General features: G+C 52.6%; 11 protein-coding genes. 6 read left to right on the plus strand and 5 right to left on the minus strand.

Annotated features, from left to right (window positions below):
* Positions 1-248: 248 nt before the first annotated feature.
* From ppa to HV314_RS22220, 3 genes are all read left to right on the plus strand, one after another.
* On the plus strand, positions 249-776 hold the full coding sequence (gene ppa, locus HV314_RS22210; RefSeq protein WP_003025726.1) for an inorganic diphosphatase: 528 nt from the start codon (positions 249-251) through the stop codon (positions 774-776).
* Between the two features lie 199 nt (positions 777-975).
* Positions 976-2,046 carry a 7-bladed beta-propeller protein YncE gene (yncE, locus tag HV314_RS22215; RefSeq protein ID WP_181546748.1) on the plus strand — a complete coding sequence of 357 codons (1,071 nt, stop codon included), beginning with the start codon at positions 976-978 and terminating at the stop codon, positions 2,044-2,046.
* A gap of 83 nt (positions 2,047-2,129) precedes the next feature.
* On the plus strand, positions 2,130-4,139 hold the full coding sequence (locus HV314_RS22220; RefSeq protein WP_016155530.1) for a TonB-dependent receptor domain-containing protein: 2,010 nt from the start codon (positions 2,130-2,132) through the stop codon (positions 4,137-4,139).
* A gap of 42 nt (positions 4,140-4,181) precedes the next feature.
* Here the strand turns inward: HV314_RS22220 and HV314_RS22225 are convergent, their stop codons facing one another.
* The 3 genes from HV314_RS22225 to tamA are packed head-to-tail and all read right to left on the minus strand — an operon-like array spanning position 4,182 to position 10,035.
* Positions 4,182-4,526 carry a gamma-glutamylcyclotransferase family protein gene (locus tag HV314_RS22225; protein ID WP_016151451.1) on the minus strand — a complete coding sequence of 115 codons (345 nt, stop codon included), beginning with the start codon at positions 4,524-4,526 and terminating at the stop codon, positions 4,182-4,184.
* Between the two features lie 2 nt (positions 4,527-4,528).
* Positions 4,529-8,305 carry an autotransporter assembly complex protein TamB gene (gene tamB, locus HV314_RS22230; protein WP_103928857.1) on the minus strand — a complete coding sequence of 1,259 codons (3,777 nt, stop codon included), beginning with the start codon at positions 8,303-8,305 and terminating at the stop codon, positions 4,529-4,531.
* Positions 8,302-10,035: an autotransporter assembly complex protein TamA gene (tamA, locus tag HV314_RS22235; protein WP_181546750.1), complete on the minus strand. Its 1,734-nt coding sequence runs from the start codon at positions 10,033-10,035 to the stop codon at positions 8,302-8,304. Before tamA ends, tamB begins: the two co-directional genes overlap by 4 nt.
* Positions 10,036-10,247: 212 nt before the next feature.
* Between tamA and msrA the strand changes: the two genes are divergently transcribed.
* Entirely contained in the window at positions 10,248-10,886 is a 639-nt protein-coding gene (msrA, locus tag HV314_RS22240) for a peptide-methionine (S)-S-oxide reductase MsrA (protein ID WP_046275831.1), read from the plus strand.
* A gap of 152 nt (positions 10,887-11,038) precedes the next feature.
* Positions 11,039-12,379 (plus strand): hemolysin family protein, encoded by a 1,341-nt coding sequence (locus tag HV314_RS22245; protein ID WP_003830418.1) that lies wholly within the window; start codon positions 11,039-11,041, stop codon positions 12,377-12,379.
* Positions 12,380-12,446: 67 nt separating this feature from the next.
* Here HV314_RS22245 and HV314_RS22250 read toward each other — a convergent pair whose 3' ends face one another.
* Entirely contained in the window at positions 12,447-12,653 is a 207-nt protein-coding gene (locus HV314_RS22250) for a DUF1107 domain-containing protein (protein ID WP_003025710.1), read from the minus strand.
* Between the two features lie 327 nt (positions 12,654-12,980).
* Between HV314_RS22250 and HV314_RS22255 the strand changes: the two genes are divergently transcribed.
* On the plus strand, positions 12,981-13,538 hold the full coding sequence (locus tag HV314_RS22255; RefSeq protein ID WP_016151446.1) for a YtfJ family protein: 558 nt from the start codon (positions 12,981-12,983) through the stop codon (positions 13,536-13,538).
* On the opposite strand, the gene cysQ is transcribed toward HV314_RS22255, so the two are convergent.
* Positions 13,528-14,268, minus strand: a complete 741-nt coding sequence (gene cysQ, locus HV314_RS22260; RefSeq protein WP_016151445.1) for a 3'(2'),5'-bisphosphate nucleotidase CysQ — start codon at positions 14,266-14,268, stop codon at positions 13,528-13,530. The genes HV314_RS22255 and cysQ overlap by 11 nt on opposite strands.
* Positions 14,269-14,316 lie beyond the last annotated feature (48 nt).

Here is a 14,316-nt window from a genome sequence, read left to right on the forward strand (position 1 = left end):
AATTGAGCATGTAACGAATTGCGTTACATCACACTTCAAAAAAGTAAATAAAACGTTAATCACAACTTTGTAATCGCTTTCATCCCGCTATGAAAAATGCGGCTGAAGATATGGATTTTTCTGTCACGAGAGAGGGGTAAAAAGAAGAAAATGAGCGCAGAGAAAGCGAAAACAAGCGGAGACATTCAGCGCGAGTTGGCTATAATACCCGCCACTTGTTTGCCATAGCTTATTTAAAGGAAACAGACATGAGCTTACTCAACGTCCCTGCCGGTAAAGATCTGCCGGAAGATATCTACGTTGTTATCGAGATCCCTGCCAACGCAGATCCGATCAAATACGAAGTTGACAAAGAGAGCGGCGCCCTGTTCGTTGACCGCTTCATGTCCACCGCGATGTTCTATCCGTGCAACTACGGTTACATCAACCACACCCTGTCTCTGGACGGTGACCCGGTAGACGTTCTTGTCCCGACTCCGTACCCGCTGGAGCCAGGTTCAGTGATCCGCTGCCGTCCGGTTGGCGTGCTGAAAATGACTGACGAATCCGGTGAAGATGCGAAACTGGTTGCGGTTCCGCACACTAAGCTGAGCAAAGAATACGATCACATCAAAGATGTGACCGACCTGCCGGAACTGCTGAAAGCACAGATCACCCACTTCTTCGAACACTACAAAGATCTCGAAGCGGGCAAATGGGTGAAAGTTGACGGTTGGGACAACGCTGAAGCCGCTAAAGCTGAAATCGTTGCTTCTTTCGAGCGCGCGAAGAAGTAAGTTCGCGTTAGCTTAAAACCCTGAACGCCAGTCTCTGGTTAGTAAGGGTTTTTAAATTTCTACGTTCTACCACCTCTCCCCTTCGCTGTTTTCTTTTTGACCTACCAGATTGGGTAGTCACATTTCATTTATCTTAATTGCGAATGAGATTAGATCTCATTATCATTCTCATAATGTAAATAAATGTGAATAAAAGTCAATGAACCTCCACAATGTGAAGTCCCTGAAACGCTATTCCTGCGTGGCACTCACCACGGCGCTGTTATTTACCAGCCTGTCCAGCGTGGCGCAGACGCTACCTGAGAAAGATTTTCTGACCCGCGATGTCGGTAACGGCGTGTATGAGCTGGCGGTTGATAGCCAGCAGAATGCACTTTTTGTCGCCTCGTCGCCGTCGTTTGATAAAGATAAAACTAGCGGGCTTATCTACAAACTCGATCTGGAGAAACTCACGACGACTGAAGTCATCGACACCAGTCGTCGTGCCTTTGCCACCGCGCTGGATGAAGAAAACCAGGTGCTGTATGTCGGCAACACGCTGGAAGGTTCAGTAACGCTAGTCGATACCCGCAGCGGTAAAGAGCTGGCGATACTGCAACTGAGCGAAGCCAAAAACCCGAAAGATATTGTTCATACGCGTGAAATGGTGCTCGATAAACAGCACCACCGTCTGTACGTTTCCGGCGTGGCTGACAAGGGCATAGTCTGGGTGGTGGACACACAAAAGCGCGAGAAAATCGCCACCCTCGAGAACATGGGCCAGTACCCGACCGGCATGGCCGTGGATGCAAATAAGAACCGCCTGTATGTTGTGAATGGCCGAAACGAGCTTATTACGCTGGATACCAACAACCATCAAATTATTAATCGCTTTACCATTGAGCCAGATAAAAAACATTTTTTCCTGAATATTGCCCTGGATGCAAAAAATAACCGCGCATTCCTGACCGATCCGGATTTAGCGGACGTACTGGTTGTTGATCTTAATACCGGTAAGGTTATTGCACCAATTAAGGTTATTAACTCGCTGGCAGTGATATATAACGAAAAACGCCAGGAAGTTTATATCACCCACCGTAATGCTAAACGCATCAGCATTGTGAACAGCAAGACCTACCAGGTAAAACAAAGCATTGAAACCAATGCATTACCTAACAGCCTGGCGCTCTCGGCAGATGCTAACACCCTGTACGTCAGCGTCAAACAGTCGGAAAAAATGACAGGTGTGAAGCCCGACTACGTGCTGAAAATCGATCTCTCTAAATATTAATAATTAAAAAATTATCTGCACCTTGCAGCTTTTTTGGGCTGCAAGGTGATGTTTTTATTTTTTACTTTTCAGGTGTCTATATTATGAAAACGCGTCAACTTATTACGCTGACAGGGATCGTTGCATTCTCAGGCGGTGTTATTTTCCCCACCCAGGCAGAAGAACTCACCGAGACCTCACGCACTAGCGAAGATGAAATGGTGATCACCGCATCCGGATTCTCGCAGCAAAAACGCGAAGCGCCGGCCACTATTTCAGTTATCGATCGTAACACGCTGGATATTCAGCCGGACCGTAGCATCGGTGAAGCCATTAAAAACCTTCCCGGCGTCTCGGTCACCAACAGCAGCGGTATGAACGCCGGCAGCATTATGATCCGCGGCATGGACCCGTCCTATACCGCTTTTATGGTCAACAGCGTCAAACAAAATACCGGTGAATCTCGCCCTTACGGACATGATATTGGTACTGAAGCCAACTTCTTACCGCCAATGGAGGCCATTGAGCGTATTGAAGTTATCCGTGGGCCGATGTCCTCGCTGTACGGCTCAGACGCCATCGGCGGTGTGGTTAACGTCATTACCAAAAAACCGTACGGCGCAAAAGAGTGGACCACGGCAATTGCTGCCAATACCTGGCTGCAGGAACACCAGTATTTAGGTAATACCAGCCAGATGAATTTGTTTACCATGGGGCCGATTGTGCCCGATGTTCTCGGCCTTAGCGTGGCGGCCGACTGGCTTGACCGTCGCGATGACGATCGCAATAACTATTTTGGCAAACACAATCGTAAATCCGTTGATATGACATTGGGCCTGGCCGCCAGCGAAAATAACCTGTTCGATCTCAACGTGGTCACCGGTGAGCAGGAAAAAAACCGTACCCAGAAACGCGGTGCGCCGTGGTCATGGCTGTTCGATCGTAACGCCGCCACCCTGACGCATACCGGCTGGTATGCAGACGACACCATCGCGACGACCAACTACATAAACTATGAAAAAGGCCGTTCGAAGTACGTTTATGACGGACAGTCCCCGCAGTATGTGCAGATGGAGAACTACGTCGCCAATTCGCAAACCACTTTCACGCTCGACACCCATAAACTGACCGTTGGGGCGAATTTCACGCGCGAAGAGCTGAATGACCGCTTTGATGTGGCCAACAAAACGCTGCCCGGATCTGACCCGGTGACCAAAATCAGCCGTAACGGTTGGGCATTGTTTGCTGAAGACGGCTGGAGCATTGGCGATTTCATCCTGACCACGTCAGCGAGGATGGACCAGGATGACAATTTTGGCACACATATTACGCCGAAAATGTACGGTAACTGGGCCTTTAGCAATGACTGGGCGCTGAAAGGCGGCGTTTCCGCAGGCTATAAAAAACCGGAGCTGCGCGCGACGTCCAGCAACTTCGTAACCCCTTACGGCTCAACCGTACCTTATCCCTTCCTCACCGTTGGTAACGACGACCTGAAACCTGAACAAAGCGTTAACTCTGAACTGGGCCTCTACTGGACGGGAGATGCGCTATCGCTCGACAGCACCGTCTTCTATACGCAGTTCAAAGACAAAATTGCTGAACAAACTATTTGTGAAACCACGTCGACGAACCAGTGCTCCGTCAACGGCTACAACGCGGATTCCGTCAGTAAATACTTCAACGTCAGCGAGGCGGATGTATACGGTATAGAACTGAATGCCGACTGGCAGATTACCGCCGATGTAAAAGCCAACGCTAACTACACCTGGAACCACAGCGAACAAAAAAGCGGCGTTAACAAAGGCTACGCGCTCAACGATTATCCGCGCCATATGGCGAATCTGTCGCTGAACTGGGCGGCAACGCAAAGCCTGGACGTATGGAGTACGGTGAATTATCGCAGCAGTAACCGCAACAGCGGCAATAACTATAAATACGATGACTACACGATGGTGGACGTAGGCGTACGTTATCAGCTCAATAAGCACACGCAACTGATGGCTGGGGTCTACAACGTGTTGGATGAAGATCCGAAACTGACAACCGCGTGGAACGAATCCGCACAGGTGGAAGGACGCCGCTATAACCTCGGCGCGCGCGTGGAGTTTTAAATCCAGAATAAAACAACGCCACCCGAGGGTGGCGTGTTCATATCAGTACTGGTCTCGGTCTAACCAGTTACCGCTTTCAATCAGCGTTAAGCCATCAACCGGACGTTGGTACACGTACATCCATGCACTTCCGTACGGCGTTTGAATTAACTGGCGTGCGTATTCACCGCCGCGGGTACGCAGAGCGTCAAGCTCTGCCAGCGTGGCGTTATCAATACGATAAACTTCCCCGTGTACTGTTCCCTCTCCTGGAACGGCGCCTGGATAGTGGCCCAGGCTATACAACTGGTAGTTGTCGATACTGAAATTTCCCAGCAACAGGGCATTGGTCATCCAGTGGCTGTTGCCTTGTTTGGTTCGTAAACTGCCGTAGACAAATATTCGCATTGCTAAAACTCGAACTGATAGAGCAAATCAAGTGCCTGATCTACGCCAGACACTGCTTCCAGATATAGCTTAGGCATCAGACGATAACGTAGCGTGAGTGTCGCTAAGGAGTCAAATATACCCACACCATATTTCACCTGCAGACCTGGCAGTACGTATCCGCTGACAACCACCTGAGATGAATCACCCACCCCTTGTGTGTCCAGTGCCAGATTGCTTACGCCAAATGTCTCCCCGATTTTACCCACAACCTGACCACTTTGTGCAACCCCCAGACCAATAAGCATTGAAGTCATTGCCGCGCTGTCGCTCTGTTCGCTATCCAGTCCTTGTCCGCGTAGCAGGTAGGAAAGCGCCATTTGCTGCGACATCGCCGGGTCGGAGAAGATCTCCGCCTTCGGTTCATCGGCAGTGCCCGTGACGCGAACCCCGGCGATCACGTCGTCTTCGGTGGCTTCTGGGTTACGAATTGCTTCGATGTTGAGTAACGGCTGATCCGGCGGACCGGAGAACAACAGCTCACCCTTACGCACAATCAGATCCTGACCATAGGCATGGAAACGCCCGCTCGGAATATTAATTTGTCCGTTCAGCCCCAGCCCCTGCTTATCCTGCACCACTTTCAGATCGCCCGTCAGACGCGCTTTCAGACCAAAGGCATCAATACGCACGTTGTTACCGACGTGGATGTTCAGGTTGCTGTTGATCGGAATACCTGCTGTCTGCGGTTTCTCCGGTTGCAGATTGTTGTTAAGCATGACCATATCGCTGGAAACCCCTACCGCGCTCTCCGGCAGGTCGTGTACCACGATACGCGCCCACGGCACATCCACGTTGCCATCGAGGGTAAACAGGCTCGGCGTGGCTTCAAAGACCACGTCCGGCGATACGTCCAGGCGGACCATCGGCGGCACGGTTATACGAACCCTGCTGCCTTTAGCCGCAACGCGCGCCCGCCAGTTGTCTATCTGACTCCAGTCGGCATCGCCGCTCAGGTTAATTTCGCCCTGCTGCGTACGCACCACGCCCGCCAGCGTTGAGCGTGTTCCGGTGAAGTTAACGGCTAACTGGCTTGGCTGCATGTCAAACGGCATAAAGTTACCGTCGATATCCAGACCGCTCAGCTGCAGCTGTCCGAGCAGCTGCGGGCTTTGCACATCGCCGCCCAGACGTAGGTTGGCGTTGATCACCCCTGCCGCTTTTTCACCGCGCGAGAAAATGGGGTTCACCATCGCCAGATTAAAGTTGCGGATGTTGACGTTGCCGCCGAGACTGCGGCGTCCTTGCGGATCCGTCACCTGCACCTGGCCGTCAAACTGCCCGTTGTTGGTCAGGCGAATCAGCCAGCCCAGCTCGGCACGGTTATTGTGCAGGTCGGCGGTCAGATTCAGCGTTTCAAACGCCACAGGGAGCGGCGCATCGTTCACGCTTTGCGTGACCTTCACGTTACGTCCGCTCAGCGTAACCTGCCCCTGCGGCAGCCCCTCTTTGGTGGTGTCCCAGCTAACATCAGCTTTGCCAGTGAAAACACCGCTGGCCTGGGTTGTATCCGGCATAAACGGTTTTAGCATCGCCAGGTCAAAGCGGTTAAGGTTCACCACCGCGCGTCCTTGTGCACCGGCATCAATGGTTTGCGGTACGCACAGTTCCGCATTCGGGTTGTTCCAGCAGTGCGGCCCAATGCTGATTTTCTGTTCCTGATTGCGATAATCCAGCGCGACAGGGCGGTTAAGGGACCACGGACCGACCGGCGTCTGGAAGCGGGTATCGCTTAACGCACCTTTCCAGCGCTGCTCTTGGCGATCAAAGCTACCTGCCAGGGAGAGCTGCCCGGAGACCGGTTCCCCCTGAATGCGCAGCTGCAGCTCATGCTGCTTTTCGCTACCTTTGGCATTGAGCGTCACCAAGCCAATATTCACGTCAGGCTGTACAATCCGCTCTACGCGAACGTTGAGATTACCAGCGATTTGCTCTGCCGATTTCACGTCGCCTTCGACGCGCACCTGAGCGACGGACAGCTCCTGCCAGCGCAGACCCCGGGCGGTGATATCCGCCAGCAGCTGTGGCGCTTCAACCGTACCGCGAACTTTTACCAGCCCTTTCGCCGTACCGCCCAGTCCAGGCAGCGCGTTATCCAGGCTCGGGGCATCAATCGTCGCGTCGAGATTGAGGTCTTTGACTCCCAGTTCCCCTTTCACATCCGCGCTGTTGCGTCCCAGTTCCAGATGCAGGCCCGGGATCGTCCACTGCAGGTAGCTGTTACCCTTCAGCGAACCGTGCACATTAACCTTGTTCTGCTTCACGTTGCCGGTCAGCTTCAGCTCGGGCACCTCCATCTGCCAGCTTCCGCCGTACAGACTGCCGCGAGTTTTCACCAGGCCATTCAGTTTTGATGGCCACTCCGGGATCGCTTTCGCCGTGTTGATGCCATCCAGCGTTAGCTCCCCGCGCCAGCTGATCGCCTGCTGCCAGTCCACCAGCGCTTTCAGCTCAGTTTTCCCTTCCAGCGCCGCAACGCTGAGTTTGTCGAGATTGATCTGCTGTTCGTTGCCTTTGGCGTCCAGCGTGATGGTAGCCGGAGGAATATCCTGACCTTTCACAGCGGTACGCATCGACAGCGTATAGTCGGTCATCTTACCGGTCAGTTTGAGCTTGATGTCATCAGCCTGGAACTGCTTGTCGCCGGTAAACGGCCAGTAAACCTGCTTACTCACCACCTCAAGGTTGAGCGGCAATCCGGCTTCCGCCAGACGCGCCTGCGCCCGCAGATCCATATCCACCGGACCAGACAGATTTACGCCGACTTCCAGCTGTTCACGCAGCGCGCCGCCGACCTTCAGCTTCACCTTTTCGCCTTTTAACGGGTCCACGTTGAGCGTGCTGTTTAACGTAATATCGACCGGCCACGTGTCGGTCAGTTGCGCCGTGCCGCTGGCTTTTACCGTCCCCTGATTCGAGTCGATATCCAGTGCATCGAGTTTCATGTTGCCGTCAATGCTGCTCACTTTCAGCAGCATGTTATGTACCGTTAAATCCGTATCCCCGGTCACGCGCAACTGCTCGCCGCGAAACGCTTCAATGTTGAGATTGAGCGGCAGATGGACATCGGTCATTTCCGGCAGCACCGGCTTTGAGAACAGATCTTTTAGCGTTTCGCCGAGCGGTTTTTCATCCGGTTGCGGATTTTGAATCTTTGGTTCGACAACCTCTTCCTGCGCCACTTCCGCCACTTTAGGCAGGGCAATCAGCAGCCCCTGTAATGACGTTGGCTTCAGGGTCAGCGTTTTTTCCTGCCAGTTCAGGCCGGAGGTAAATTCCAGCACCGAAACCGTGGTGTCATCGATTTTGATATTGATGTTGTTCAGCGCCACGCGCGAAAGCGTGATTGGGTAAGGTGTGGAAAGGTTAAGCGGACCGCTCTCTTCCTCTTCAACCGGCGCTGATGGCGGCATCTTTTTGCTGTCGATCGCCACGTTGATATTTTTCAGCGACAGATCGTTGACGCACAGGCTGCTGTCCCACAGGCAGTTAAGCCCCACGGCCAGATGCACTTCGCCAGCATTCACCGCCACGCCAGGCTGGTCATAACGAATATTTTTGAGCGATAAATCCCGCCAGCCGCCGGTGACCTGACCAATCTCCAGCCCCGGAACCCAACGATTCGCCGCTTTGAAGATCAGATGCAGGCCCGAAGTAGTGCCGACGAGGAACGCCACCGTGCCTAACAACAGCAGGATAAAAATCAGCACGCCGAGGCTTATCTTCTTCCATAAACTCATAATTCAGGCCCCAGACCGATGTAAAACTGTAAACCATGTTCATCTTTGTCGCCCACAGGGACAGCAAAGTCGAGCTTGATGGGTCCCACTGGCGATTGCCAGCGTACACCGACCCCGGCACCGGTTTTGAAATCGCTTCTGCGGATATCGCTGACCGCTTCGCCGCTATCGACAAACATCGCGCCCCACCATTTTCCGGTCACGTTGTACTGATATTCCAGCGAGCCGGTCGCCAGCTTCGAGGCCCCTTTCAGCTTGCCGTCGCTGCCTTCAGGCGAAATAGATTTGTATTTGTAGCCGCGAATGCTGCGATCGCCCCCGGCGAAGAAACGCAGATCCGGCGGTACTTTGTCGAAGTCCCCGGTTTCGATCCAGCCGAGGTTGCCGCGCATCACAAAGCGATGACGATCGTACAGCGTGCGGATCCAGACGTTTTGCGCCTGGAAGACGGAGAAATCAACGTCTGAACCCCAGGCCGTGTTGGAGTAATCGATGGAATAACGTTGGGAGTCGCCCCAGACTGGCATCAGACCGCCGCGCGAGCGCGTCCGACTGATCATCACGCCCGGATAGAGCAGCATGGTGGTGTTAGTGACGTTACCCTGGGTAAAGTGGTCGAGGCTCCAGCGCAGGTTGATCGCGCGCTGCCAGCCGCTGGAGAGATCCCAGTAGCGGGAAACCGCAAGCGTAGTGGAGTCCTGCTCGGTATCGTTTAAATCGGTACGCTTAAAGCCCCCCTGCACCAGGTAATACTGCTCCAGCGGGTTCTTTAATAGCGGCATTTTATAACTGAAATCAAGAACCTGCTCTGGCGCAGAGATGCTGGCGCTGGTGGTCAGGCTGTGGCCATAGGAGTTCATCCACGGCTTTTTCCACGAGGTCTTCACCCGTGGACCGACGTCAGTTGAGTAACCGACCCCGGTTTCGATGGTATTTTCAGTTCGCGGCGACACCACACCTTTCAGCGGCAGCACTTTGGTTTCACGGGCTTTATCAAATTCCGGTGCGACGACCACGGAATTAAACCATCCGGTCGCCGACAGACGACGGTTCAGTTCGCCCAAATCTTTCGACTCGTACTCTTCACCCTCTTTAAAGGGCACCAGATTTTGCAGGTACTCATCGCGAATTTGCGAGCCTTCAAAAGTGACATGGCCAAAGCGATAGCGTTCACCGCTGTTGTAATCGATATCCCAGAATGCCTGGCGGCGTTCGAGCGCTATCCCAAGCTGGCTTTTATTAAATTCACTGTCGAAATAGCCTTTGCGCAGCGCCACGCTGGTGAGTGATTTTTTGAAGTTATCATAGTCTCCCTGATTCAGCACGGTGCCGATTGCCGGTCGCGTTTTCAGCAGATCCAGGTAATCTTTATCCGTACGTGCGCTACCGCGCAGAATCACTTCGGTGCCGCCAATCAGCACCGGCTCACCAGGGGTCACTTTGGCAATCAGCACCTGGCGTCCTTTCGCCGGCGGCGGACGCAGCTCAAAATCAATGGTGGGCTCAAAGTAGCCCAGCGCTTTTAGCCCTTCGCGGATGGCATCATCAACGCGCGCACGAAAGCGTCGGTCTGGAGTGACTTCATCACTTTGAATCGTGGATAGCTGCGCACGGACGTTTTTCTCCAGCGGTCCTGATAATCCTTCGACCTGTAAGCGAACATTCGCTGCGGCGGCGGAGCCACTTAAGCACAGTAATCCCACCCAACATAACTGACGGATATGTGGCACATTTTCTCCTGAATATCCTTTTTTCCCACCCCTGGAAAAAAATACTATGCCGTTCCTCGGCTTAACAAAAAATCAACAATAAGAGTTGAAAAACAGACGACAACCCAAATATTTCTTATGTTTAACTCTAGACGTATTCACGCCGTTTATTGTGGGCAAAGACGCGTCTCGTTACAACCTTAACCCAAATGACTGATTTCGGGAGAACGGCCATGAGTTTATTTGATAGAAAGCATCTTGTTACTCAAGCAGATGCCCTACCTGGACGCAACACCCCGATGCCAGTGGCAACGCTGCATGCGGTTAACCAACATTCGATGACCAACGTGCCCGACGGTATGGAGATAGCCTTTTTCGCCATGGGATGTTTCTGGGGCGTTGAACGTTTATTCTGGTCATTACCCGGGGTATACAGCACAGCGGCCGGATATACCGGCGGCTACACCCCTAACCCAACCTATCGGGAAGTGTGTTCCGGCGATACCGGACACGCCGAAGCGGTACGCGTCGTCTATGATCCGCATGTTATCAGCTACGAGCAACTGCTGCAGGTGTTCTGGGAAAATCACGACCCGGCGCAGGGCATGCGTCAGGGAAACGACCAGGGGACGCAGTATCGCTCCGCCATTTACCCGTTAACGCCGGAGCAAACCGTCGCGGCACAGGCAAGCCTTGAGCGTTTTCAGGCAGCAATGACCGCCGCTGGCGACGAGCGCACTATTACAACGGAAATCACTACCGCAACCCCGTTCTACTATGCCGAGGACGACCACCAGCAGTATCTGCATAAAAATCCTTATGGGTACTGTGGCATTGGCGGGATTGGCGTTTGTCTGCCGCCACAAGGATAATCGCCACCCTCTGGCGGCTTTACAGTACCTTACGCTATACTAGCTCCTGAAATTGCCGGTCCACTCCCTTCGGACCGGTTTTCAATGTGTATTTCACACGGATTTATCAATTTATCCCTTCCGAGGATCTGGCCTTAACGGTCGGATAAGATATGTTAAACAGTATTTTAGTCATTCTCTGCCTGATCGCCGTGAGTGCGTTTTTCTCGATATCCGAGATCTCGCTTGCTGCATCACGCAAAATAAAACTTAAACTGCTTGCCGATGAAGGCAACGTAAACGCACAACGTGTTTTGAAAATGCAGGAAAACCCCGGCATGTTTTTTACCGTCGTGCAAATTGGCCTTAACGCGGTCGCAATTCTCGGTGGTATTGTCGGTGATGCGGCCTTCTCCCCGGCGTTTTACAGCCTTTTCTCGAAGTACTTCACTCCAGAGCTGTCCGAACAGTTAAGCTTTATTCTGTCGTTCTCGCTGGTTACTGGCCTGTTCATCCTGTTCGCGGATTTAACTCCGAAACGCATCGGTATGATTGCGCCAGAAGCTGTGGCTTTGCGTATCATCAACCCGATGCGCTTCTGCCTGCTCGTCTTCCGCCCGCTGGTGTGGTTCTTTAACGGTCTGGCAAATAACATCTTCCGTCTGTTTAAGATCCCGATGGTGCGTAAAGACGACATCACCTCGGACGATATTTACGCCGTGGTCGAAGCGGGTGCGTTAGCTGGGGTTCTGCGTAAGCAGGAACATGAGCTGATTGAAAATGTGTTCGAACTGGAATCCCGTACCGTACCGTCTTCCATGACCTCGCGCGAGAATATTATCTGGTTCGATCTCCACGAAGATGAGCAAAGCCTGAAGAACAAGGTGGCGGAACACCCACACTCCAAATTCCTGGTGTGTAACGAAGATATCGACCACATCATTGGCTATGTCGATTCAAAGGATCTCCTCAACCGCGTACTGGCGAACCAAAGCATGGCGCTGAACAGTGGCGTACAGATCCGCAATACGCTGATTGTGCCGGATACGCTGACGCTCTCTGAAGCGCTGGAAAGCTTCAAAACCGCAGGCGAAGACTTTGCCGTCATCATGAACGAGTACGCGCTGGTGGTGGGGATTATCACGCTCAACGACGTTATGACTACGCTGATGGGCGATTTAGTCGGTCAGGGTCTGGAAGAGCAGATCGTGGCGCGCGATGAAAACTCATGGTTAGTCGATGGCGGTACGCCGATTGATGACGTTATGCGCGTCCTGGATATCGATGAGTTCCCGCAGTCCGGCAACTATGAAACCATCGGCGGCTTTATGATGTTCATGCTGCGTAAAATCCCGAAACGCACCGACTCGGTGAAGTATTCAGGCTACAAATTTGAAGTGGTGGATATCGATAACTACAAGATCGATCAGCTGCTGGTGACGCGTCTGGACAGTAAACCTACCGTACTGGTACCGAAACTGCCGGATGCAAAAGAAGAGGCAAAGGCGTCTTAACGTCCTGCAGAAACATCAACGGCTCCCATCCAGGAGCCGTTTTTTTAACTACCGCATAGCACTTTGATCAAGCCATCTCAGTTTGCAGACGCAAGACCTGACGGTTAACTTCGGACATCACGGAAAAATGCAGTTTGTCCTTCACTTTTGGGATAAGAATCTTACCCTTATCAAATTCAAAAGCGCCTACATCCTTGATATATAACCGTCCACGAAACAGGATCTTCACGTACTTCGCCACCTGCAGCGGGTTGTATCGTTGGAAAATTTTCATTGTTGTCTCCTGCTGAGCATTACGCCTTTGCGGTACCACAATCGGTCCGACAATCCTCAGGCGCAAATTTTAATGCCCTATGACTATAGACTATCTCGCTCATGTTTCCAGCGTGTATAAGTTTATTTACCTTCAGGTTACAAATATTCAGAATTATCTTTTCAACGCTTCGCTGTCTTCAGTATAAGCCTTCATTTTTCGCAGGATTTGTGCGCCCGTCCGCAAACTGGCATCGCGCTTGCGGGAAAAAGCATCAATCGCACATATGATTAAATTCCAGACCCAAGTGGTCGGATCACCTGCAAAATAAAGAAAGAAGGAAAACCTATGACCTTACAAAAACTGCTGGCGCTGTCGTGCCTGCTGCTGCCGATGATTGCCTGTGCGCATTCGTTTGAGACTAACCAGCGCGTACCGCCGGTGGGGATCGCCGATCGTGGCGAACTGATTCTCGATAACGATAAGTTTAGCTACAAAAGCTGGAATAGCGCGCAGCTGCCAGGGAAAGTGCGAATTGTGCAACACATTGCCGGACGCACCTCCGCCAAAGAGAAAAATGCTACGCTGATCGAGGCAATCAAAGCGGCCAACCTGCCGCACGACAAATACCAGACCACCACGATCGTCAACACCGATGACGCTATTCCTGGCTCCGGTATGTTTGTGCGCAGCAGTCTGGAGAGCAATAAGAAGCTCTACCCGTGGTCACAATTTATTGTCGACAGCAATGGCATTGCGCGTAAAGCCTGGCAACTGGATGAAGAGAGCTCCGCTATCGCCGTACTTGATAAGGACGGACGCGTTCAGTGGGCAAAAGATGGTGCGTTGACGCAGGAAGAGGTGCAGCAGGTTATTGCCCTGCTGCACAAATTACTCAGTAAATAGCGACGCGGAAGCCGGGGTTGAGGAATGATTCACGTGGGGTGTAATCCAGAGATTTCCCCTGCCAGTCGTGAACGTGCGCCCCGGCTGCGGCAGCAACGGCGTGGCCAGCGGCAGTGTCCCATACGTTAGTTGGCCCAAAACGTGGGTACAGCTGTGCCTGCCCTTCCGCCACCAGGCAGAACTTCAGCGATGAGCCAATCGATGTGGTCTGGTGCTCACCCAACTGTTGCAGATACTCTTTTAACTCATTGTCAGCATGCGAACGGCTAATCACCACCAACGGCGGACGCGCGTCACGAACATGGATTTGTTTGCGCACGCCGCACTCTTCTTTCCACGCTTTACCTTCTGCCGCGCTGTACATCACTTTCATCACCGGCGCGTAAACCACGCCCAGTACCGGCTTTCCTTGCTCGATAAGCGCAATATTGACGGTGAATTCACCGTTACGCTTAATGAACTCTTTGGTACCGTCCAGCGGGTCTACCAGCCAGTAGCGCTGCCAGTGCTGGCGAACATCCCAGCCAGGAGGCGCTTCTTCAGACAGGACCGGAATATCCGGCGTCAGCGCCAGTAATCCTTCGAGGATCACCGTATGCGCGGCGATATCCGCCGCCGTGACCGGAGAATCGTCCTGCTTGCTGGTAATCTCCATCGGTTTGATTCCATCGTAGACCTGCATAATGGCATCGCCCGCATTCCGTGCAAGCTGGCATACATGTTCTAACATTCTCCACCTCGTTTCTTTCGTGGTGTTAACTCGTTGTTTTACTTATAC

The sequence above is a fragment of the Citrobacter sp. RHBSTW-00887 genome (assembly GCF_013728095.1).
Classification (GTDB): Bacteria; Pseudomonadota; Gammaproteobacteria; order Enterobacterales; family Enterobacteriaceae; genus Citrobacter; species Citrobacter braakii.